Annotated in this window: 21 protein-coding genes and 1 pseudogene; 10 read left to right on the top strand and 12 right to left on the bottom strand. The window is 66.6% G+C overall.

The features are described from left to right. Positions 1-14 precede the first annotated feature (14 nt). Both CFB34_RS30235 and cysS read right to left on the bottom strand, forming a co-directional pair. On the bottom strand, positions 15-842 hold the full coding sequence (locus CFB34_RS30235) for a DNA-3-methyladenine glycosylase (RefSeq protein ID WP_089440481.1): 828 nt from the start codon (positions 840-842) through the stop codon (positions 15-17). Between the two features lie 43 nt (positions 843-885). Then, entirely contained in the window at positions 886-2283 is a 1398-nt protein-coding gene (gene cysS / locus CFB34_RS30230; protein WP_089440482.1) for a cysteine--tRNA ligase, read from the bottom strand. A gap of 234 nt (positions 2284-2517) precedes the next feature. On the opposite strand from cysS, the gene CFB34_RS30225 reads away from it, so the two are divergent. The 4 genes from CFB34_RS30225 (at position 2518) to CFB34_RS30210 (ending at position 5265) form a co-directional block, all read left to right on the top strand. Beyond that, complete coding sequence (locus CFB34_RS30225) at positions 2518-3240, top strand: tetratricopeptide repeat protein (RefSeq protein ID WP_179243638.1); 723 nt, start codon at positions 2518-2520, stop codon at positions 3238-3240. Positions 3241-3279: 39 nt separating this feature from the next. Further along, the gene (locus CFB34_RS30220) at positions 3280-3861 is read left to right on the top strand and encodes a peptidylprolyl isomerase (protein WP_011352517.1); all 582 of its coding nucleotides are present in this window, start codon (positions 3280-3282) and stop codon (positions 3859-3861) included. A gap of 88 nt (positions 3862-3949) precedes the next feature. Continuing rightward, positions 3950-4441: a peptidylprolyl isomerase gene (locus tag CFB34_RS30215; RefSeq protein WP_006478428.1), complete on the top strand. Its 492-nt coding sequence runs from the start codon at positions 3950-3952 to the stop codon at positions 4439-4441. A 23-nt stretch (positions 4442-4464) separates the two neighbouring features. Next, positions 4465-5265, top strand: a complete 801-nt coding sequence (locus CFB34_RS30210; protein ID WP_089440484.1) for a UDP-2,3-diacylglucosamine diphosphatase — start codon at positions 4465-4467, stop codon at positions 5263-5265. A 48-nt stretch (positions 5266-5313) separates the two neighbouring features. Here CFB34_RS30210 and cysE read toward each other — a convergent pair whose 3' ends face one another. After that, on the bottom strand, positions 5314-6117 hold the full coding sequence (gene cysE / locus CFB34_RS30205; RefSeq protein WP_089425733.1) for a serine O-acetyltransferase: 804 nt from the start codon (positions 6115-6117) through the stop codon (positions 5314-5316). Positions 6118-6369: 252 nt separating this feature from the next. After that, positions 6370-7194: an RNA methyltransferase gene (locus CFB34_RS30200; protein WP_089440485.1), complete on the bottom strand. Its 825-nt coding sequence runs from the start codon at positions 7192-7194 to the stop codon at positions 6370-6372. A gap of 280 nt (positions 7195-7474) precedes the next feature. Here CFB34_RS30200 and CFB34_RS30195 point away from each other — a divergent pair, with 280 nt between their 5' ends. From CFB34_RS30195 to CFB34_RS30180, 4 genes are all read left to right on the top strand, one after another. After that, positions 7475-8278, top strand: coding sequence for an inositol monophosphatase family protein (locus CFB34_RS30195; RefSeq protein ID WP_039364710.1), 804 nt, complete (start codon positions 7475-7477; stop codon positions 8276-8278). 314 nt (positions 8279-8592) lie between these two features. Next, positions 8593-10215, top strand: a complete 1623-nt coding sequence (locus tag CFB34_RS30190) for an NAD(P)/FAD-dependent oxidoreductase (protein ID WP_089440486.1) — start codon at positions 8593-8595, stop codon at positions 10213-10215. 211 nt (positions 10216-10426) lie between these two features. Further along, the gene (gene mutS / locus CFB34_RS30185) at positions 10427-13084 is read left to right on the top strand and encodes a DNA mismatch repair protein MutS (protein WP_089440487.1); all 2658 of its coding nucleotides are present in this window, start codon (positions 10427-10429) and stop codon (positions 13082-13084) included. Further along, positions 13065-14312, top strand: coding sequence for a hypothetical protein (locus CFB34_RS30180; protein WP_179243639.1), 1248 nt, complete (start codon positions 13065-13067; stop codon positions 14310-14312). Before mutS ends, CFB34_RS30180 begins: the two co-directional genes overlap by 20 nt. Here CFB34_RS30180 and CFB34_RS30175 read toward each other — a convergent pair. After that, positions 14292-14834 (bottom strand): peptidylprolyl isomerase, encoded by a 543-nt coding sequence (locus CFB34_RS30175; RefSeq protein ID WP_089440488.1) that lies wholly within the window; start codon positions 14832-14834, stop codon positions 14292-14294. The genes CFB34_RS30180 and CFB34_RS30175 overlap by 21 nt on opposite strands. 32 nt (positions 14835-14866) lie before the next feature. Between CFB34_RS30175 and CFB34_RS30170 the strand changes: the two genes are divergently transcribed. After that, positions 14867-16087, top strand: coding sequence for a cupin domain-containing protein (locus tag CFB34_RS30170; RefSeq protein ID WP_089440489.1), 1221 nt, complete (start codon positions 14867-14869; stop codon positions 16085-16087). A 56-nt stretch (positions 16088-16143) separates the two neighbouring features. Further along, positions 16144-16390, top strand: a pseudogene (locus tag CFB34_RS39210) (hypothetical protein). Here CFB34_RS39210 and CFB34_RS30165 read toward each other — a convergent pair. From CFB34_RS30165 to CFB34_RS30135, 7 genes are all read right to left on the bottom strand, one after another. Continuing rightward, positions 16318-16653 carry a hypothetical protein gene (locus CFB34_RS30165; protein ID WP_179243609.1) on the bottom strand — a complete coding sequence of 112 codons (336 nt, stop codon included), beginning with the start codon at positions 16651-16653 and terminating at the stop codon, positions 16318-16320. The pseudogene CFB34_RS39210 and the gene CFB34_RS30165 sit on opposite strands and share 73 nt — an antisense overlap. Before the next feature lie 42 nt (positions 16654-16695). Next, positions 16696-17472 (bottom strand): MBL fold metallo-hydrolase, encoded by a 777-nt coding sequence (locus tag CFB34_RS30160; RefSeq protein ID WP_089440490.1) that lies wholly within the window; start codon positions 17470-17472, stop codon positions 16696-16698. Between the two features lie 4 nt (positions 17473-17476). Further along, the gene (gene bamC / locus CFB34_RS30155; RefSeq protein WP_089440491.1) at positions 17477-18622 is read right to left on the bottom strand and encodes an outer membrane protein assembly factor BamC; all 1146 of its coding nucleotides are present in this window, start codon (positions 18620-18622) and stop codon (positions 17477-17479) included. A gap of 111 nt (positions 18623-18733) precedes the next feature. After that, a complete protein-coding gene (gene dapA, locus CFB34_RS30150) occupies positions 18734-19639 on the bottom strand; it encodes a 4-hydroxy-tetrahydrodipicolinate synthase (RefSeq protein ID WP_011352532.1) in 906 nt (301 codons plus the stop codon). 48 nt (positions 19640-19687) lie between these two features. Further along, the gene (locus CFB34_RS30145) at positions 19688-20290 is read right to left on the bottom strand and encodes a class I SAM-dependent methyltransferase (protein WP_089440492.1); all 603 of its coding nucleotides are present in this window, start codon (positions 20288-20290) and stop codon (positions 19688-19690) included. A gap of 8 nt (positions 20291-20298) precedes the next feature. Next, entirely contained in the window at positions 20299-21501 is a 1203-nt protein-coding gene (locus CFB34_RS30140) for a tryptophan--tRNA ligase (RefSeq protein ID WP_011352534.1), read from the bottom strand. An 8-nt stretch (positions 21502-21509) separates the two neighbouring features. Then, positions 21510-22172, bottom strand: coding sequence for a site-2 protease family protein (locus CFB34_RS30135; RefSeq protein WP_089440493.1), 663 nt, complete (start codon positions 22170-22172; stop codon positions 21510-21512). Positions 22173-22194: the final 22 nt, after the last annotated feature.

Here is a 22194-nt window from a genome sequence, read left to right as displayed (position 1 = left end):
CCGATAGCCGCCGCTCAGGCGTCGGCGTCGGGCGCATCGAGGCTGCGCCACATATACCAGGTCGCGACGGTGCGCCACGGTTCCCAGTTGGCGGCAACCTCGCGCGCCTCGCTGCGCGTGACGGGTTCCCCGCTGAAGTAATTGACGCTGATCGCCCGGATCAGGCCCGGGTCGTCGAGCGGTAGGACGTCCGGCCGCGACAGGTTGAAGATCAGGAACATCTCGGCCGTCCAGCGGCTGATGCCGCGGATCTGCGTGAGTTCCGCGATCACGTCCTCGTCGTCCATCGACGTCCATTTGTCGACGTGCAGCGCGCCCGACACGAAATGCTGCGCGAGATCGAGGATGTATTCCGTCTTGCGCTTCGACAGCCCGCACGCGATCAGCTTGTCCGCACCGAGCCGGATCACCGGCTGCGGCGCGAGCTTCGGACAGGCATCGCCGATGCGCGCCCACAGCGACTGCGCCGACGGCACCGAAATCTGCTGGCCGACGACCGAGCGCGCGAGCGTGACGAACGGGTCGCCGCGCTTCACGAGATGCGCGGGACCGAACTTCGGAATCAGTTTCTTCAGGATCCGGTCGCGCTTGACGAGGTCGGCGCATGCCTTGTCCCAGTATGCAGGACGCACGACCACCTCCTCGCCGTCCGCTTCGGACGCACGGGCCTTGCGGGCCGCGTCGGCGGGCGGCGGCACCGCCGCCGGCTGCGCATGACCGTTGAGCGCGCCGTTCGGCACGGCGCGCGTCGCGTCCGTTTTCGCCGGCGGCACGCGCTTGGCTGCCGGACGCGCGGCGACCGGGGTCGCGCGCCTGACCGGCGCTTTTCTGGCCGTTGCCATCTTGCCTCCTACCTGACGGATCGGTCAGTGGAACGCACCGCGCTCATACGCGACGCCATTCGGTCGATCCGCCCGGTTTGTCTTCAAGTGCGATACCGGTCTCGAGCAGTTCCGCCCGGATCCGGTCCGCTTCGGCATAGTCCTTCGCTTGCTTCGCCGCGACGCGCGCGGCGATCTTCGCTTCGATCTCGTCGGCGGCGAGCCCGCCCGCCTGCGCGGCGCCGGACGCCTGCTGCAGGAACGCGCGCGGTTCGCGGCCCAGCAGGCCGAGCAGGCCCGCCAGTTGTTTCAGCTGCCGCGCGAGCGATGCGTCGCCCGTGCGATTCACCTCGCCCGCCAGCTCGAACAGCGTCGCCACCGCGACCGGCGTGTTGAAGTCGTCGTTCATCGCGGCGGCGAAACGCTGCGCGTGCGGCTCGTTCCAGTCGAGCGCGAGCGTGTCGGCTTCAACATCTTTCAGCGCGGTATAGAGACGCGTGAGCGACGCGCGCGCATCGTCGAGATGCACGTCGCTGTAATTGAGCGGCGAACGGTAGTGCGTGCGCACGATGAAAAAGCGCATGACTTCCGCATCGTAGCGTTCGAGCACTTCGCGGATCGTGAAGAAGTTGCCGAGCGATTTCGACATCTTCTCGTTGTCGACCTGCACGAAGCCGTTGTGCATCCAGTAATTGACGAACGTCTGGCCGGTCGCGCCTTCGCTCTGCGCGATCTCGTTCTCGTGGTGCGGGAATTGCAGATCCTGCCCGCCACCGTGGATGTCGAAATGCTCGCCGAGCAGCGTGCAGCCCATCGCCGAGCACTCGATGTGCCAGCCCGGGCGCCCCATCCCGTACTTCGACGCCCACGACGTGCCTTCCGGATCGTCCGGCTTCGCGCGTTTCCACAGCACGAAATCGAGCGGATCCTCCTTCGCGTCGTTTGCGGCGACGCGCTCGCCCGCGCGCAGGTCGTCGAGCGACTTGCCCGACAGCTTCCCGTAGTTCGCGAACTTGCGCACCGAGTAATTGACGTCGCCGTCGGTCGCCTGGTACGCGTAGCCGTTCGTCTCGAGCGTCTCGATCATGCCGAGCATCTGCGGGATGAACTCGGTCGCGCGCGGCTCGATGTCGGGCCGCTGGATGCCGAGCGCGCTTTCATCGTCGTGCATCGCGCCGATGAACCGGTCGGTCAGCGACTTGATCGTCTCGCCGTTCTCGACCGCGCGGCGGATGATCTTGTCGTCGATGTCGGTAATGTTGCGCACATACGTGACCCGGTAACCGATCGCACGCAACCAGCGCTGGACGAGGTCGAACACGACCAGCATGCGCGCGTGGCCCACGTGACAATAGTCGTATACGGTGATTCCGCATACGTACATCCGCACTTCGCCAGCCTGGCGCGGCACGAAGACTTGCTTGTCACGCGCGAGCGTGTTGTAGATGCGCAGTGATTCCATAGAGATGAACCGTGAGCCGAAGGAAACCGCCCTGGCGAAGCTCGCCCAGCATGCGAAACGGACGGACCATCTGCTGCGGCACCAGGCCGAGCGTCCTCGATATCACATGGGGCGGTCAGGCTGCAAGCACAGCGGTGACGGCCACGAGAGGCAAAGAAAGACTGTCTGACGCTCGCCGGAACGCGCAGACGTTTTGTTAGAATGGCTCGGAGTATAACATTCCGATTTACGCCTATGAAACCTCATCGCGGCCGCGCGCAGAGCGCTGCGACCCTCGTTGCGACCACCGTCATGGGCGTCGCGCTGACGCTTTTCGCGGCTCCCGCGGCGCATGCGCAGAAGGCCCCGGCCACCGCCGACGGCACGCCCGAAATCGACGCGTCGATCGCCGGCAAGCAGTGGAAGCAGGCGCTCGCGCAACTCGACGCGCGCATCGCGTCGAACCCGCGCGACGTGCAGGCGCAGTTCAAGCGCGGCACCGTGCTGGCCCGCCTGAACCGCGATGACGATGCGATCCAGCAGTTCGTCGCGATCACGCAGGCGTACCCCGAACTGCCCGAGCCGTACAACAACCTTGCGGCGCTTTACGCGAAGCATGGCCGCTACGACGAAGCGCGCACCGCGCTCGTCACGGCGACGCAATCGAACCCCAGCTACTCGCTCGCGTACGAAAACCTCGGCGATCTCTACCTGCGCCTCGCGGCCGAGTCGTACAAGCGCGCGCAGTCGCTCGGCCGCACGAGCGGCGCGACCGCGCAGCGCCTCGCCGATCTCCAGAAGATCGTGTCGCCGCCGAAGGCCGCGCCGAATGCCCGCGCAGCCGCACCGGCCACGCGCGACTACTCCGACCGCGCAGCCGCGAACGTGAGCACCACCACGCTGCCGATGTCGCCGACGTTCCAGTTCAGCGGTCCGTCGGGCGCACTGGCGGCGCCGTACGTCGCGCCGTCGCAATAAGCGGCGCGGCCTTCTTTCCCTCCCAACCTGAGGATCGCAATGAAACGTCTGTTGCTGGCGCTTGGCGGCGCCGCCCTTCTCGCGACCGCGACCGCACCTGCGTTCGCGCAATCGGCTACCGCGCACCCCGTCGTGCAGCTGAAGACCTCGCAGGGCGACATCCGCGTCGAGCTCTACCCGGAGAAGGCGCCGAAGTCCGTCGCCAACTTCCTCGATTACGTGAAGGCAGGCCAGTACAACGGCACGATCTTCCATCGCGTGATCAAGGGCTTCATGATCCAGGGCGGCGGCTACAAGACCAACTTCGAGGAGAAGCCGACCCGCGCGCCGATCCCGCTGGAGAGCCGCAATGGTCTGAAGAACCTGACGGGCACGATCGCGATGGCACGCACGAGCGATCCGAACTCGGCCACCGCGCAGTTCTTCATCAACACGGTCGACAACAGCGGCCTCGACTACCCGAACCCGGACGGCAACGGCTATGCGGTATTCGGCAAGGTCGTGTCGGGTCTCGACGTCGTGAAGAAGATCGAGGGCGTCGCGACGACCTCGCGCGGCCCGATGCAGGACGTGCCCGCGCAACCGATCGTGATCGAATCGGCCAGCATCGTCTCGAAGTAAGAACCTGCCGGCACGTCCGGCGCCACACGCGGCCGCGTCGCACGACCGGCCGCGTGCCATTTAAACCGCCTCACCGAAGGAATTCATCATGGTTGAACTGCATACGAACCACGGCGTGATCAAGCTCGAGCTCGACGCCGCGAAGGCACCGAAGACGGTCGAGAACTTCCTGAACTACGTGAAGAAGGGCCACTACGACGGCACCGTGTTCCATCGCGTGATCAACGGCTTCATGATCCAGGGCGGCGGCTTCGAGCCGGGCCTGAAGCAGAAGCCGACCGATGCGCCGATCGACAACGAGGCGAACAACGGCCTGAAGAACGACAACTACACGGTCGCGATGGCGCGCACCAACGATCCGCACTCGGCGACCGCCCAGTTCTTCATCAACGTGAACGACAACGACTTCCTGAACCACTCGTCGCCGACGCCGCAAGGCTGGGGCTACGCGGTGTTCGGCAAGGTCGTCGAAGGCCAGGACGTGGTCGACAAGATCAAGGGCGTCAAGACGGGCAACGCCGGTTTCCACCAGGACGTGCCGACTGACGACGTCGTGATCGAGAAGGCCGTCGTGGTCTGACGCGCAGTTACGGAGGCACTTCGATGTTGCAGGAGAGTCCGCCGCGAAGCGTCTCCGCGGGCGTGCCGGGCGAGCGCGAATACGCGCAAGCCGCACGCCCGTTCCTGTTTCTCTCCGATCTGCACCTGAGCGAAGCGATTCCGAAGACGGTCGCCGCGTTCGAGCATTTCGTGAAATACACCGCCGACAGCGCCGACTCGGTGTTCATCCTCGGCGACTTGTTCGAATACTGGATCGGCGACGACATCCTCGACGACGATCCGTTCGCGGCCCGCATGGCCGCGCTGATGCACACGTTCTCGGAACGCGGCATTGCGCTCTACGTGATGCACGGCAACCGCGATTTCCTGCTCGGCCGGCGCTTCATGAAGGCAGCCGGCGCGATGCTGCTGCCCGATCCTTCGCTGATCATGGCGTTCGGCCAGCGCATCGTGCTCGCGCATGGCGACGCGCAGTGCACGGCCGACCGCGGCTACCAGGTATTCCGCCGCTTCGCGCGCAACCGCGCCGCGCAATGGCTGTTTCTCGCCTGGCCGTTCCGTTGGCGCCGCGCGCTCGCGCAGCGCATGCGCTCGAACAGCGAATCGGGCCGGATGCGCCCTGTTTCGGCGATCTACGATGTCACGCGTGAAGGCGTGGCCGCGCTGTTCCGGAAAAGCCGCGCGAGCGTGATCATTCACGGCCATACGCACCGCCCCGCCCGGCACATGGAACCGGGTGGCATCCGCTGGGTGTTGCCCGACTGGGATCTCGACCACGGCAAGCCGCGCGGCGGCTACCTGCGCGTCGACGCGGAAGGCATCCACGCGATGCCGCTCGACTGACACCGCCGCTGCCGTCGCACGCACCGGCAGCAGCGGGCATCCATTGAATTACGCCTGACGCTCGACCGACTTCCCTTCCAGCACGGCCGACAGCCGGCGCAGATCGAGGCGCGCCGCGTCGGCGCCCTGCAGTGTTTCCAGATGCGTGCCGAGCCGCTCGAGCGCCGCGACGATCTCGTCGACGCGGCGGCTTTCCTTCGCCGCGTGATCGATCAGCCCGTGGATCGCGAGCGACATCGGATCGTCGGCATTGGGCGTGATCCCGTATGCGCAGAACGCCGCACGCTCGGGCTGCGGCTTCGGCTGCGCCGGCATCACGACGCGCGCCGGATTGCCGACCGCGGTGCCGCCTGCCGGCACCGGCTTCACGACGACCGCGTTCGAACCGATCTTCGCGCCCGCTCCGACCGTGAAGCCGCCGAGCACCTTCGCGCCCGCACCGACGATCACGCCGGCCTCGAGCGTCGGGTGGCGCTTGGCGCCGCGCGTGAGCGACGTGCCGCCCAGCGTTACGCCCTGATAGATCGTGCAGTCGTCGCCGACGATCGCCGTCTCGCCGATCACGACACCCATCCCGTGATCGATGAACACGCGCCGGCCGATCGTCGCGCCGGGGTGAATCTCGATCCCCGTCAGGAACCGGCCGGCCTGCGACGCGAAACGCGCGAGCCAGTAGCGCTTCGCGCGCCAGCATGCGTGCGCGAAACGATGCAGCACGAGCGCATGCAGCCCCGGATAACAGGTCAGCACTTCCCATGCACTGCGAGCGGCGGGATCCCGCTCGCGAATCGTTGCAACGTCTTCGCGCAGTCTCGTGAACATGATGTGGTCTGGGAAAAGGCCGGCGCGCATCGCCGGCAATGACCGGCCGTTATCGCGCCCGGTAATTTACTTATGACGTTCGGCGATTGTAGGGCGAGTCACGAACGGCCGCACGCGCTCGCCGGTTCACCCCGCCGCCGGCGCGGGTATTCGGGTGGGACGCTTGCTGTTACTGGGTTTGCGGGGTGGTCGGCTTCGGCGCTTTCGGCGGCCGGACCGGCACCTGCCGACGGGGTGGTTGCCCCGCGCGCCGGGACATCCGCCGCCCCGTGCGCCGACCGCTTACGCGTCGCCGTCGGGTTTGCCCGATTTCAGCAGGATGTGCTTCGCGACACCGCGCAGGATGTTGACCTCCTCGCGCTCGAGGCCCGTGCGCGCGAACAGGCGCCGCAGCCGCGGCATCAGCTTCTTCGGGTTGCGCGGATCGAGGAAATCGAGCGCGATCAGCGCGTTCTCGAGGTGCACGTACATCCGCTCGATCTCGTCGCTCTGCGCGAGCGTGCCGGCTTCGGCCGACGGTTGCGCCGACGGCTCGCTCGCCTGCTCGAGAAACGCGACACGCAGCTCGTACGCAAGCACCTGCACGGCCTGTGCGAGATTCAGCGAACTGTAGGCCGGGTTCGCCGGAATGTGCGCCAGCGCGCTGCACTGCTCGACATGCTCGTTCGCGAGGCCCGTGCGCTCGTTGCCGAACACGAGCGCGATGTCGCCCGTGCCGACCTGCGCGCATGCCTGCGTGGCGGCGGCACGCGGCGCCAGGCGCGGCGGCCCGTATTCGCGCGTGCGTGCAGTCAGCGCGATCGACCAGTGAACGCCGGACAGCGCGTCGCCGAGCGTCGGCACGACATGCGCGGACGCGAGGACGTCGTCCGCACCGCTGGCCATCGCGATCGCCTCGGGATCGCTCTGCACGTGCGGCACGCGGGGCGCGACCAGCACGAGACGCGAGAAGCCCATCGTCTTCAGCGCGCGGGCGGCCGCCCCGACATTGCCGGGATGGCTCGGCTCGACGAGCACGAAACGGGTGGACGTGAAGCCGCCGGACGGCGACTGGGACGAGGCCGCGCCCGGCTCGGACGGCGCGGCGGTGATCTGCGGGGTTTCCACTACGATACGACTCGGTTCATCAGAATGGCAGTATGGTATCGCCATCGCCGCGGCAAACCCACTCGTCCGGACGGATAGTGGGGGTTTGCCCGTACACCGGTCGCCTGAAACCGCCAAAAATCGGGTAAAATCATGCCTTTACGCGCCGCACTCCGTGCGACGCGGGTCGTACCCCGTTCTTTGTCAATTCGCGTCTCATTTCGCCTGCCACGCTTGCGCCGTGCCGGGCGGTTGTTCCACTTCGTGGTGGCTCGTGCCGCCAGCTACAGGATCCAGGCTCATGCATCCCATGCTCAACATTGCTGTCAAGGCTGCGCGCCGCGCCGGACAGATCATCAATCGCGCGTCCCTCGATCTCGACCTGATCGAGATCCGCAAGAAGCAGCAGAACGACTTCGTCACCGAAGTGGACAAGGCCGCCGAAGACGCGATCATCGAGACGCTGAAGACCGCCTACCCCGACCACGCAATCCTCGCGGAAGAATCGGGCGAATCGGAGAACGAATCCGAATTCAAGTGGATCATCGATCCGCTCGACGGCACGACCAACTTCATCCACGGCTTCCCGTACTACTGCGTATCGATCGCGCTCGAGCACAAGGGCGTCGTCACGCAGGCTGTCGTCTACGATCCGAACAAGAACGACCTGTTCACGGCCACCCGCGGCCGCGGCGCGTACCTGAACGACCGCCGCATCCGCGTCGGCCGCCGCGACCGCCTGTCGGACGCACTCGTCGGCACGGGCTTCCCGTTCCGCGAAAAGGACGGCCTCGATGCCTACGCGCGCCTCTTCACCGAAATGACGCAGGCCTGCACGGGCCTGCGCCGTCCGGGCGCGGCCGCACTCGATCTCGCGAACGTCGCGGCCGGCCGCCTCGACGCGTTCTTCGAACAGGGCATCAACGTGTGGGACATGGCAGCGGGCAGCCTGCTGATCACCGAGGCCGGCGGCCTCGTCGGCAACTACACGGGCGACGCCGACTTCCTGCATCGCCATGAAATCGTCGCCGCGAACCCGAAGATCTACGCGCAGATGATCCCGATCCTGAAGGGTTACACCCACGTGCATCCGGCGGCGGAGTAAGCCCCGGCCGCGCCTGCATGGCGCGGCTTGCGCGCATACCGCGCGCGGGCATCGTCATGACGGCGCGCCGTTCGCCTCCCGGTTACCGGGAGGCGGGACAATCTTCCCGCACAAGGGTCGCTTCGGGCGCCTATCCTGAAGTTGCCTGAGTTGTACGGGCCGATCAGCGGACTTCCCGCTTGCACGGTCCTTCCCGCAATGACAATGATGGGTTTGCGTCCGGCATGCCCGCACGGCGGACAACCCCGCCGGCCAGCCGGCCCCCGACCGTATCAACACCGCCACGACGCCGTGGCAATCGCATCCGAGTCCCCATGTTACGGCTAAGCGAAATTAAACTCCCCCTCGACCACCCCGAGAGCGCGCTCGAGGCCGCGATTCGCGCGCGCCTCGCGGAGCATGGCGTGGCCGCGGACGGGCTCCTCCGTTACACCGTGTTCCGCCGTGCGCACGATGCGCGCAAGCGCGCCGACATCAAGCTCACGTATATCGTCGATGTCGAAGTCGCGGACGAAGCGGCCGCGATCAAGCGCCTCGCCGGCAAGCCGCATTGCGGCGTGACGCCCGACATGGCGTACCACTTCGTCACGAAGGCACCCGAGCACGGCAATTTCCTGCGCCCGGTCGTGATCGGCATGGGGCCGTGCGGCCTGTTCGCGGGGCTGATCCTCGCACAGATGGGTTTTCGCCCCATCATCCTCGAACGCGGCAAGGCCGTGCGCGAGCGCACCAAGGACACCTTCGGCCTGTGGCGCAAGAGCGTGCTCAACCCCGAATCCAACGTGCAGTTCGGCGAAGGCGGGGCCGGGACGTTTTCCGACGGCAAGCTGTACAGCCAGATTAAGGATCCGAACCACTATGGCCGAAAGGTGCTGGACGAATTCGTCAAGGCCGGTGCGCCGGACGACATCCTGTATCTGAGCCGGCCGCACATCGGCACGTTCCGCCTCGTCAGCATGGTGGAAAAGATGCGCGCGTCCATCCACGAACTCGGTGGTGAAGTGCGTTTTGAAACGCGGGTCGACGATATCGAGATCGATCAGGGCAAGGTACGCTCGCTGAAGCTCTCGAACGGCGAAACGCTGCGGTGCGACCACGTGGTGCTGGCCGTGGGCCACAGCGCGCGCGACACCTTCCAGATGCTGCACGATCGCGGCGTCTTTATCGAAGCCAAGCCGTTCTCGCTGGGTTTTCGCATCGAGCATCCGCAGGGGCTGATCGATCGCAGCCGCTTCGGCAAGTTCGCGGGCCACAAGCAGCTCGGCGCGGCCGACTACAAGGTGGTGCATCACTGCAGCAATGGCCGCGCCGTCTACAGCTTCTGCATGTGTCCGGGCGGCACGGTGGTCGCGGCGACCTCCGAGCCGGGCCGCGTGGTCACCAACGGCATGAGCCAGTATTCGCGCGCCGAGCGCAACGCGAATGCGGGCATCGTCGTCGGCATCACGCCGGACGACTATCCCGGCGGCCCGCTGGCGGGCATTGCGTTCCAGCGCAAATGGGAAGAGCGCGCGTTCGAACTCGGCGGCGGCGATTACCGTGCGCCGGGCCAGCTGGTCGGCGATTTCATCGCCGGCCGGCCGTCGACGTCGCTCGGCTCCGTGGAGCCGTCGTACAAGCCGGGCGTGAACCCGACCGATCTCAGCACCGCGCTGCCGGACTACGTGATCGAAGCGATCCGCGAAGCGCTCCCCGAGATCGACAAGAAGATCGCCGGCTTCGCGATGCACGATGCGGTCCTCACCGGTGTCGAGACGCGCACTTCGTCGCCGATCCGGATTCGACGCAAGGACGATTACCAGAGCATGAACGTCGAGGGGCTGTATCCGGCAGGTGAAGGTGCGGGGTATGCAGGCGGCATCTATTCGGCGGCCATCGACGGGATCGAAGTCGCGCAGGCGGTGGCGCTCAGCATGACGTCGGGGCAAACGGCCTGAGGTACGAAACGAGCCGGCGCGCGAGGGTTCTCGACCTGAGCGACGGCGACTTTCGCATGGCCGAGCAGGAGCGCGGTCGGACGGCGGCGTGAGAACGACCGCCGCCGGTCGCGCACTCTCCAGCAACCTGGCCGAATGGCGAACTTCGCGCGTGCATGCCGAAGCCACTGGTAAACTCGGGCAACCAAAGCAACAACTTCACGCCTGACTTATGACCACGCTGTCGCCCGAAGCCTTCGCCGGCCATACCCCGATGATGCAGCAGTACCTGCGCATCAAGGCCGACCATCCCGACACGCTTGTCTTCTACCGGATGGGCGACTTCTACGAGCTGTTCTTCGAAGACGCGGAGAAAGCCGCACGCCTGCTCGACCTGACCCTCACGCAACGCGGCGCATCGGCCGGCACGCCGATCAAGATGGCCGGCGTGCCGCATCACGCGGTCGAGCAGTATCTTGCGAAGCTCGTGAAGATGGGCGAATCGGTCGCGATCTGCGAGCAGATCGGCGATCCCGCCACGTCGAAGGGCCCCGTCGAGCGCAAGGTCGTGCGCGTCGTCACGCCCGGCACGCTGACCGATGCCGCGCTGCTGTCCGACAAGAACGACGTTTATCTGCTCGCGATGTGCACGGGCCACAACAAGCGCGGCGTCGCGGTGAACATCGGCCTTGCATGGCTGAACCTCGCCAGCGGCGCGCTGCGGCTCGCCGAAATCGAACCCGACCAGCTCGCGGCCGCGCTCGAGCGCATCCGGCCGGCCGAGATCCTGACGCCGGACGGCGCGACCGATGTCGTGCCGGCCGGCGCCGGCGCAAGCAAGCGCGTGCCGGCCTGGCACTTCGACATCGCGTCGGGCACGCAGCGGCTGTGCGACCAGCTCGATGTCGCGAGCCTCGATGGCTTCGGTGCGCATTCCCTCACGAGCGCGTGCGGCGCGGCCGGCGCGCTGCTGCTCTATGCGGCCGCCACGCAGGGCCAGCAACTGCGGCACGTGCGCAGCCTGAAGGTCGAGAACGAAACGGAGTACATCGGTCTCGATCCGGCCACGCGCCGCAACCTCGAACTGACCGAGACGTTGCGCGGCACCGAGTCGCCGACGCTGTATTCGCTGCTCGACACCTGCTGTACGACGATGGGCAGCCGCCTGCTGCGTCACTGGCTGCATCACCCGCCGCGCGCGTCGGTCGCCGCGCAGTCGCGCCAGCAGGCGATCGGCGCCCTGCTCGATGCACCGGCCAACGCAAGCCTCGATGCGTTGCGCAGCGCGCTGCGCCAGATCGCCGACGTCGAACGGATCACCGGGCGTCTCGCGCTGCTGTCCGCGCGCCCGCGCGACCTGTCGAGCCTGCGCGACACGTTCGCCGCGCTGCCGGCACTCCGCGAGCGCATCAGCGCGATCGTCGCGAACGCGGACGCACTCACCCGCGTCGACGCAGCACTCGCACCGCCCGCCGAATGTCTCGACCTGCTGACGAGCGCGATTGCGCCCGAGCCGGCCGCGATGGTACGCGACGGTGGTGTCATCGCGCGCGGCTACGACGCCGAGCTCGACGAGCTGCGCGACATCTCGGAGAACTGCGGACAGTTCCTGATCGATCTCGAAGCGCGCGAGCGCACGCGCACCGGCATCGCGAACCTGCGTGTCGAATACAACAAGGTGCACGGCTTCTACATCGAGGTCACGCGCGGCCAGACCGACAAGGTGCCCGACGATTACCGTCGGCGCCAGACGCTGAAGAACGCCGAGCGCTACATCACGCCCGAACTGAAGACGTTCGAGGACAAGGCGCTGTCCGCGCAGGAACGCGCACTGGCCCGCGAGCGCGCGCTGTACGACGCGGTGCTGCAGGCGCTGCTGCCGTTCATCCCGGAGTGCCAGCGCGTCGCATCGGCGCTCGCCGAACTCGACCTGCTCGCCGCCTTCGCCGAACGTGCTCGTGCGCTCGACTGGGTCGCACCGACCTTCACCGACGAAATCGGCATCGAAATCGAACAGGGCCGCCACCCGGTCGTCGAAGCACAGGTCGAACAATTCATCGCGAACGACTGCCGCTTCGGCACCGAGCGCAAGCTGCTGCTGATCACCGGCCCGAACATGGGCGGTAAGTCGACGTTCATGCGGCAAACCGCGTTGATCGCGCTGATGGCGTACGTCGGCAGCTACGTACCGGCCAAGTCGGCATGCTTCGGCCCGATCGACCGGATCTTCACACGGATCGGTGCGGCGGACGATCTCGCGGGCGGCCGCTCGACGTTCATGGTCGAGATGACCGAAGCCGCTGCGATTCTCAACGACGCGACGCCGCAAAGCCTCGTGCTGATGGACGAGATCGGCCGCGGCACGTCGACGTTCGACGGCCTCGCGCTCGCGTGGGCCATCGCGCGCCACCTGCTGGCGCACAACGCGTGCTACACGCTGTTCGCGACGCACTACTTCGAGCTGACGCAACTGCCGGCCGAATTCCCGCAAGCGGCCAACGTCCACCTGTCGGCCGTCGAGCACGGCCACGGCATCGTGTTCCTGCATGCGGTCAACGAAGGCCCGGCCAACCAGAGCTATGGCCTGCAGGTCGCGCAGCTCGCAGGCGTTCCGGCGCCCGTGATCCGCGCCGCGCGCAAGCACCTCGCGTATCTCGAACAGCAGTCGGCGTCGCAGCACACGCCGCAGCTCGACCTGTTCAGCGCGCCGCCGGCGCCCGCCGACGATCTCGAATGCGCGGACGCGCCGGCGCTGCCCGACACACCGCATCCGGCGCTCGAAAAACTGCGCGACATCGATCCCGACGATCTCAAGCCGCGCGAGGCGCTCGACCTGCTGTACGAACTGCGCACGCTGGTTCGGTCGCACGATGTCGACGGACACGCGTAAGCGCATCCCGCGCGACCTGCCGGCTCGCACGGCCGCCGCGCTCATCGCGGCCGGGCTTGCGCTCGCGCAGGCCACCGCGCTGGCCGCGCCGCCGAAGCGCGGCACCACGCCCTACTCGTTCGCGGTCGTGTCGGGCGTGATGAACGCTCCTGCGGACGAACCTGCCGCCCAGCGGCTGCTCGATGCGATCGCGCGCGAGCGCAACCTCGCGTTCGTCGTCTATGCGGGCGATCTCAAGGGTTCGAAGGAAGCGTGCCGCGATGCCCTGTATTCGCAGCGGGGGGCGATCCTGGATGCGGCGCGCGTGCCGCTCGTGTTCATTCCCGGCCACGACGACTGGGCGACGTGCAACACCGCGGCCGGCGGCGGCTACGATCCGGTCGAGCGGCTCGACTTCCTGCGGCAAACGCTGCTCGCCGATTCCGCACTGCCCGACCCCGGCGCGCTGCAGATCACGCGGGAAAGCGAAGTCGCCCGGTTCCGGCCGTATCGGGAAAACGCCCGCTGGATGCGCGACGACATCGTCTACGTCGCGCTCAACGCGCCGGCGCCGAACAATCACTACCTGACGGCCGGCGGCCGCAACGGCGAATTCGAGGACCGCATCATCGCGAACGGTTTCTGGATCGACCACGCGGCCGAATACGCGAAGCGGCGCGAGGCACGCGCGATGGTGGTGATGTTCGAAGGCGATCCGCAATTTGAACGCTACGAGCGCGCGGAACGCTTCGCATGGCTGCGTTTCAACCGGCCGCGCGTGCGCGACGGCTTCCGTGAGCTGAAACGAACGCTGGTGAAGGCGGCGGCGACGTTCCGCGGCCCGATACTCGTGATGCACGCGAGCGGTGAGCCGCTTGCGAACGGTTTTCTGATCGACCGCCCGCTGCGGGCAGACGACGGTGAACTGGTGGGTAATGTGACGCGCGTCGCGATCGGACCGCGCCATCCGACGAACCAGTGGGTCAAGGTGAGCGTGTCGCCGGCACGGCAGACGATCTTCAACGTTAGCGTGCAGGAGGTGCCGAAGAACCTGCCCGTACCGCCCGCGCTGCCGCTCGTGCCGCGTGACGACGTGCCGCTGCCGCAGATGCCGGAAATCCCTGCGTTGCCGGCGCTGCCCGACTCGTCGTCGGTCGCGCCGCCATTGCAGGGTGACGGCGCCGCACCGGGCGGCGCGTCGGGGCCGGCACCCGGCCTGCCTGCCAGCTCAGTGCAGGGTACGCCCTGACGGCGCTTCGCCGTCGTCGTCGTCGTCCTCGTCGACGATCTCGAGCCCTTCCGCGCCATGTGCGTGCTCATGCTCGATTTCGTCTTCGGTGGCTTCGCGAACGTCCTTCACGGTGAGCGCGAAACGCAGCGCCATGCCTGCCAGCGGGTGATTGCCGTCGAGCACGACCTTGTCTTCGGCGACGTCGGTGACCGTGTAGATCAGCGAATCGACTTCCTCGTCGCCGTCTTCCGGCGTGCCTTCGAACTGCATGCCCACTTCGAGCGGCTCGGGAAAACGATCGCGCGGCTCGATCTTCACGAGTTCGGGATCGTAGTCGCCGAACGCGTCCTGCGGCTCGAGCTGAACCTGCGCCTCGTAGCCCGGCTCATGGCCGTCGAGCTGTTCCTCGATCTTGGGGAACGTGCCATCATAGCCGCCGTGCAGATAGACCATCGGCTCGTCGCTTTCCTCGATCAGATTGCCCTGTGCGTCCGACAGCTTGTAAGTGACCGACACGACGGTGTTTTTTGCGATTTTCATCCAATTCTCCCAAATACAAGTCTCATTATACGATGCGCAACCGGTCTCAAGCCGAACCGCGGGATGCCGCTGCCGCCCCGCTCGGCGCGCCGCCTTCCGATCTTCCCACACCGCTGCTCGGCGGTCTTACGCCGGCGCAATTCATGCGCGGCTACTGGCAGAAGAAGCCGCTCCTGATCCGCCAGGCGATCCCCGGCGTCGCGTCGCCGGTCTCGCGCGACGCGCTGTTCGAGCTCGCAGCAGACTATGACGCGGAATCGCGACTGATCACCCATTTTCGTAACAAGTGGCAACTGGAGCATGGCCCGTTCGAGCCCGGATCGCTGCCGGCCGTCACGCGCAAGGCCTGGACCCTGCTCGTGCAGGGTCTCGACCTGCACGTCGATGCCGCGCGCGCACTGCTCGACCGCTTCCGCTTCATCCCCGACGCGCGCCTGGACGACCTGATGATCTCCTATGCGACGGATGGCGGCGGCGTCGGCCCGCACTTCGATTCGTATGACGTATTTCTGCTGCAGGTCGAAGGCCGGCGCCGCTGGCGCGTCGGTGCGCAGAAGGACCTGTCGCTGCAACCGGACGTGCCGCTGAAGATCCTCGAAAATTTCGAGCCGAGCGACGAATGGGTGCTGGAACCCGGCGACATGCTCTACCTGCCGCCGCACATCGCGCACGATGGCGTCGCCGAAGGCGAATGCATGACCTGCTCGATCGGCTTCCGGGCCCCGTCCGCCGGCGAGCTGGGCGCCCAGTTCCTGTACTATCTCGCGGAGCGTGGCGGCCTGCGCGACGGTGGCGGCGACGATCTTTACCGCGATCCGAAGCAGCCGGCTGTCGACACGCCCGCCCAGTTGCCTCCGGCGATGGTCGAGCGCGTGGCCGAGATCGTGGACGCGATCCGCTGGCGCAAGCGGGATGTCGCCGAATTCCTCGGCTGCTACCTGAGCGAGCCCAAGCCGAACGTCGTTTTCGACCCGCCCGCGCGCCCGCTGTCCGAGGCCGCGTTCGTCACGCAAGCGTCACGCCGTGGCGTGTGTCTCGACAGAAGGGCCGCATTGATGTATAACGCGCGCTCGTACTTCATTAATGGTGAAGAAGGACCGCTCGAGCAAGCCGGCGAATGGCTGCCCGAACTGGCCAATCAACGCCAGATGGAGGCGAAACGGTTTGTAACACTATCCCGGGTTCCCTCGATGACAGCCTTGTTGCACGAGTGGTATCGTGCGGGCTGGATACGGGTCGGAAACCGGATTTAGTGTGAGTCGCCCCGTATGCCCGTACGGATCAAATTCTGTATGGGAAAGACAACGTATTGACCCCGCATTTGTCGACGGTCGATAGGAAAGTGCATATAATTTCCGCCCAAGCCGTAGGGAAGATTCACGCTCTAAGAAGTGCATCTCCACCAGCGGCCCAGGTCGGTGTTGGAGCACATTACCGGTATTGTTTCGCGCTGTTGCTTACCTTTAACCATAAAAGGACGTGATCATGAAGAAATCCCTCCTCGTAGCTTCCCTGTTGGCTGCTGTTGCACTGGCTGCTTGCAACAAGAGCGCTGATCAAGCTGCTTCGTCGGCTGCAAGCGACGCGGCTGCTGCTGCTTCGTCGGCTGCTTCGGCAGTTGCTGGTGCTGCGAGCGACGCTTCGGCTGCTGCTTCGTCGGCAACGGCTGCTGCGAGCGACGCTGCTGCTGCAGTGGCGTCGGCTGCTTCGGCAGCGACGGCTGCTCCGGCTTCGGGCGCAAGCCAGTAAGCCTCAGCGTCAGCTGAAAAAAAACCGGCCCGAGGGCCGGTTTTTTTACGTCTGTCGCTTCAGCGTCCATCGCACGGCAGTCGCACGGGCCGCCGCAGCGGCGCCGCCCCGCTCATCCGAGCGCCAGCCAGTCGAAGCCCGCGTCCTGCGTGGCCACGACCACGTCGTCCCCGCTCGTCCCCAGTACACCGCCAAACGCCTGGCGGACCAGTTCCGGCAGGTTGTTCTGCTGGCTCAGGTGCGCCGCGACCAGGTGCTTGAGGCGGCTGCGCTCCAGCGACGCGAGGATGTCCGCTGCGGCGTCATTGCTCAGGTGGCCGTGGGTGCCGCCGATACGTGCCTTCAGCGACTGCGGATAGCGGCTCGAGGCCAGCATCGCGGTATCGTGGTTGGATTCGAGCACCAGCGCGTCACAGCCGCTCAGGACGGCCGTGATGTGCGGCGTGGCCATTCCGACGTCGGTCAGTACGCCGAGCCGGCTGGCGCCGTCCATAAAGACGAACTGGAGCGGCTCACGCGCGTCGTGAGGGACGGTATAGGGCATCACGGCCAGATCGCGGATCGCGGCCGTCTCGTCGCCCCACAGCACGTGGAGATCGACATCGGCCTCATCCGCGCCAACCGCGCGCGCGGTGCCCCAGCTCATGTAGAGCGGCAGCGATCCGCGGCGGGCGAGCGTCAAAGCGCTGCCAACGTGGTCGCTGTGTTCGTGGGTAATGAGGATCGCATCGAGATCGCCGATGCAGAGATTCAGTCGGCCGAGCCGGCGCTCGACCTCCTTGGCGGAAAAGCCGCAGTCGAGCAGCACGCGGGTGGTCGTCGTGCCGCTCGAGGCCTCGACGACCAGCGCGTTGCCTTCGCTGCCGCTTCCGAGGCTGGAGAATCGCACGCGCTTAGTTCAGTTGCGCGTGGAGCAGCGAAATGATCCGCTGTGCGTCCGACGAGTTGTCGACCTGGCCGTTCGCGCCGACCACCGCAACCTGCGTGCTGCCGTTGCCCTGTGCACGCACGTTGACGAGGTACTCCTTGCCCGGCTTCGCGGCCGACGGACCGCCATAGAACAGCTTGCCGAACAGGCCGTCGCGCTTGAGCTCTTCCATCGTGTTCGCATAGCGCACGGTGTACACACCCTTCTCGCGATCACGATTGTCGACCGCGAAGTTGGTGCGGTCGAGCGCCAGGCCCACGCGCAGCCATGCGCGGTCGAACGACTCGGCCAGTTGCAGCGTCGCCCCGCCGCTGCTCGTGTCGCTGACCTGCGCAGGCGCCGTCGCAGGGCGGGCATCGGTCAGCAGCTGCTTCGCCTGCGCATCGGTCAGGCCGAACTTCTGCATCAGCTTCGACAGGAATACGGCTTCGAGCACCGGGTTGCGCGGACGCTCTTCCCAGCGCGACGACGTGCCGCCCTGCGGGCCGACCATCATTTCTTCCATCGCGCTGTGCGTGATCGAGATATCGGTGTTGCCGTCCGACGTGCGGTTCACGAGCGTACGGAAGCGGTCGCGCGTGCCGGACGAGTACGCGAAATCGATGACCTTGCCGATCGTACGGCGGAACCAGTCGTCGGGGATGTTCGCGCGGTTTTCAGCCCAGTCGGTGGCCATGATGCCCGTCGACGGCGCATCGGTCTTCAGCGAGAAGCCGTTCTCCTGCCAGAATTCCTTCAGGATCGGCCACAGCTGCTCGGGCGTGCGGCCATCGACGACGAGCCAGCGGCGGTCGCCGTCGCGCTCGATGTGCATGCCAAGCGGATCCTGCGCGCTCGGGATGCCGTCGGTCGCGTTGCCCGCCTGCGTCGTGACCCGCGGCGGCAGCGTGCCGAGGCCGGCGTTGCTCGGCGGCGCGACGAACTGCTGCGTCGTCGGCACCGGCTTCAGGTCGCTCGGCACCGCGAGCGGCGGCGCCGAACCGGTGTTCTTGTAGTTGACCCGGTCTGGGGCCAGGTAATCGTTCAGCGTATCGCAGCCGGCGAGCGCGCCCAGCGCCAGCGCCATCACCGACATCTGGATGGCGCGAGAGGAAAAGGCGAAACGTTTCATGAAATCCTTCGTCTTGCTAGAACGCTCGTCAGGAGCGGCGCCGGACGGAGCCGGCCGGTGCGGGTTGATCAGGGTTCGAGCCGGCGGCCGCAGGACGCGGCCGCCTCGGCATCAGGCGAGGACGCCGGCCTCGACGAGGGCCGAACGCACGGCTTCGTGGCAGCGCTCGTCGAGCGCCGTGAGCGGCAAGCGGATGCCGCCCTGCATCTTGCCCATCGCCTGCAGCGCCCACTTCACCGGAATCGGGTTCGCCTCGATGAACAGGTTCTTGTGCAGCGACAGCAGCTTCATGTGCAGCGCGCGAGCCGTCTGTACGTCACCGGCCAGCGCCGCGCGGCACAGGTCGCTCATCGCGCGCGGTGCGACGTTCGCCGTGACCGAGATGTTGCCGTGGCCGCCGAGCAGCATCAGCGCGATCGCGGTCGGATCGTCGCCGCTATAGATCGCGAAATGCTTCGGGGCGGCCTTGATCAGGTGCGCGGCGCGATCGATGTTGCCGGTCGCTTCCTTCACGCCGATGATGCCCGGGACTTCCGCGAGGCGCAGCGTCGTCTCGTTCGCCATGTCGGCGACCGTACGGCCCGGCACGTTGTACAGGATCACCGGCAGGTCGACCGCTTCGGCGATCGTCTTGAAGTGACGGTACATGCCTTCCTGCGTCGGCTTGTTGTAGTACGGCACGACCTGGAGCGTCGCGTCCGCACCGACAGCCTTCGCGTGCTTCGTCAGCTCGATCGCCTCGGCGGTCGAGTTGCCGCCCGCGCCCGCGATGATCGGGATGCGTTTCGCCGCATGCTCGACCGCCGTGCGGATCATCAGGATGTGCTCTTCGACGTTGAGCGTTGCCGACTCGCCGCTCGTACCGACCACGACCAGCGCATCGGTGCCTTCCGCGATGTGCCAGTCGATCAGTTTGCGAAACGCCGGCAGGTCGAGACTGCCGTCTTCGAGCATCGGGGTGACGATCGCGGGGATGCTGCCGCGGATTTGAATGCCGTCTTGGGTGCCGTTAGCCATGAAACGCGAATGAGATTATGTACCGGTAAACATTGAGATTGTAGCGGATTAGCCGGGCAGTTCGTAACGTGGAATTCCCGCCCCCGCCTTCGGGGTCGCGCCCTCGCGCACTGCGCAGAGACGCTGGACGAATGCCTCGCGCGGCGCGGCGACGAACCCGTCTTCGTACGCGACCACCCGCAGGCGGCCGTGCACGGCGTCCAGCAGCTCGCCCGGGGCGAGCAGGAACGCGGGGTTGGACGGTTTCCCGACCGTTTCGTTTCCTTGCGCGAAGGTTTCGTAGATCAGCACGCCGCCCGGCGCCACCGCATCGAGCAGATGGGGCCAGAGCCGACGATGCAGATAATTCGTGACCACCACCGCCGCAAACTGCTCGCCGGCCGGCAACGGCCACGGCGCGCCTTCGAGATCGGCGTCACGGGCATCGACGCCCGGAATCGAACGCAATGCGGCCAGTGCGGCCGGGTCGCGGTCGAGTGCGACGACCGGATGGCCGTGCGACGCGAACCAGCGCGCATGGCGGCCGCCGCCCGCGGCGACATCCAGCACCGCGCCGCCCGGCGACACGAGCCGCGACCATTGCGCGACCCAGCGCGACGGCTCGGCCTGGGCGACGTGGCCGCCCGCGGCGGCGATGACGAATGCGCTCATGCAGTCGATCAGTTGTACGACAGGCCCATCGCGTCACGCACGTCGCGCATCGTTTCCGTCGCGTACTTGCGCGCCTTGTCGCAACCGTCCGCGACGATCGCGCGCAGCAGCGACGGGTCGTCCATGTACTTCTGCGCGCGCTCGAGCATCGGCTGCTGTTCGCGCAGGATGCCTTCGACGACCGGCTGCTTGCAGTCGAGGCAGCCGATACCCGCCGAGCGGCAGCCCTTCTGCACCCAGTCGTGCGTCGCTTCGTCCGTATAGACCTGGTGCAGCTGCCACACCGGGCACTTGTCGGGATCGCCCGGATCGGTGCGGCGCACGCGCGCCGGGTCGGTCGGCATCGTGCGGACCTTCTTCGTGATCGTCTCGGCGTCTTCCCGCAGGCCGATCGTGTTGCCGTACGACTTGGACATCTTCTGCCCGTCGAGGCCCGGCATCCGCGATGCTTCGGTGAGCAGCGCCTGCGGCTCGACCAGGATGATCTTGCGCGCGCCTTCGAGATAGCCGAACAGGCGCTCGCGGTCGCTCATTGACAGGCTCTGCGATTCCTGCAGCATCGCGCGCGCCTGTTCGAGCGCCTCGTCGTCGCCCTCCTGCTGATACGCGTTGCGCAGCTCGTGATAGAGCTTCGCGCGCTTGCCGCCGAGCTTCTTCGCGGCATCGAGCGCCTTCTCCTCGAAACCCGGCTCGCGGCCGTACAGGTAGTTGAAGCGGCGCGCGATCTCGCGGGTCATCTCGACGTGCGGCACCTGGTCTTCACCGACCGGCACGAGCGAGCCGCGATACAGCAGGATGTCGGCCGCCATCAGCACCGGATAACCGAGGAAGCCGTAGGTCGACAGATCCTTGTCCTTCAGCTTCTCCATCTGCTCCTTGTAGGTCGGCACGCGTTCGAGCCAGCCGAGCGGCGTGCTCATGCCGAGCAGCAGCGCGAGTTCGGCGTGCTCGGGCACCTTGCTCTGGATGAACAGCGTGGCCTGCGCCGGATCGATGCCGGATGCGAGCCAGTCGATCAGCACGTCCCACACGTTCTTCTCGATGACCTCGGGAGTCTCGTAGTGCGTCGTCAGCGCATGCCAGTCGACGACGCAGAAGAAGCACGGGTACTCGGATTGCAGCTTCACCCAGTTTTTCAGCACGCCGTGATAGTGACCGAGGTGCAGCGACCCGGTGGGTCGCATGCCGGAGAAAATACGTTCAGGGAACATGATTGTCGTTAGAGAAGCGAGGCGAATGGGGACAGGATGGCGCTCAGGACGGCGTAGCCGACGTTGACGAGCGGGCGCAGCCAGAAATTCGTCAGCACGCCCGTCGCGACCAGCGCGAGGACGATGATGAAACCGTACGGCTCGATGCGCGACAGCGCGATCGATTGCTTCGTCGGCAGCAGCGCCGCCAGGATGCGGCCGCCGTCGAGCGGCGGCAGCGGAAACAGGTTCAGCACGCCGAGCACGAGGTTCGCGCTGACGCCGGCAAACGCCATCCGCGTGAAGAACGGCTCGTCGATGCCGACGGCGGGCAGCACGAGGGTCAGCACGCCCCAGATCAGCGCCTGCACGAAGTTGCAGGCCGGACCCGCGAGCGATACCCACAGGCTGCCCCAGCGCGGATCGCGCAGGTTGCCGAACGACACCGGCACCGGCTTCGCATAGCCGAACAGGAACGCGCCGCCCGTCAGGAAATACATCGCGAGCGGGATCGCAATCGTGCCGAGCGGATCGATGTGACGCATCGGGTTGAACGACACGCGCCCCATCATGTAGGCAGTGTTGTCGCCGAGCAGGCGGGCGGCGTAGCCATGCGCGGCCTCGTGCAACGTGATCGCGAAGATCACGGGCAGCGCGTAGACGGCGATGGTCTGTATCAGGGAAGCATCCATATCGCGTTATTGTAACAAGCGC

This window comes from Burkholderia sp. HI4860, assembly GCF_002223045.2.
GTDB lineage: Bacteria > Pseudomonadota > Gammaproteobacteria > Burkholderiales > Burkholderiaceae > Burkholderia.
This window is presented reverse-complemented; position numbering and strand designations above follow the sequence as displayed.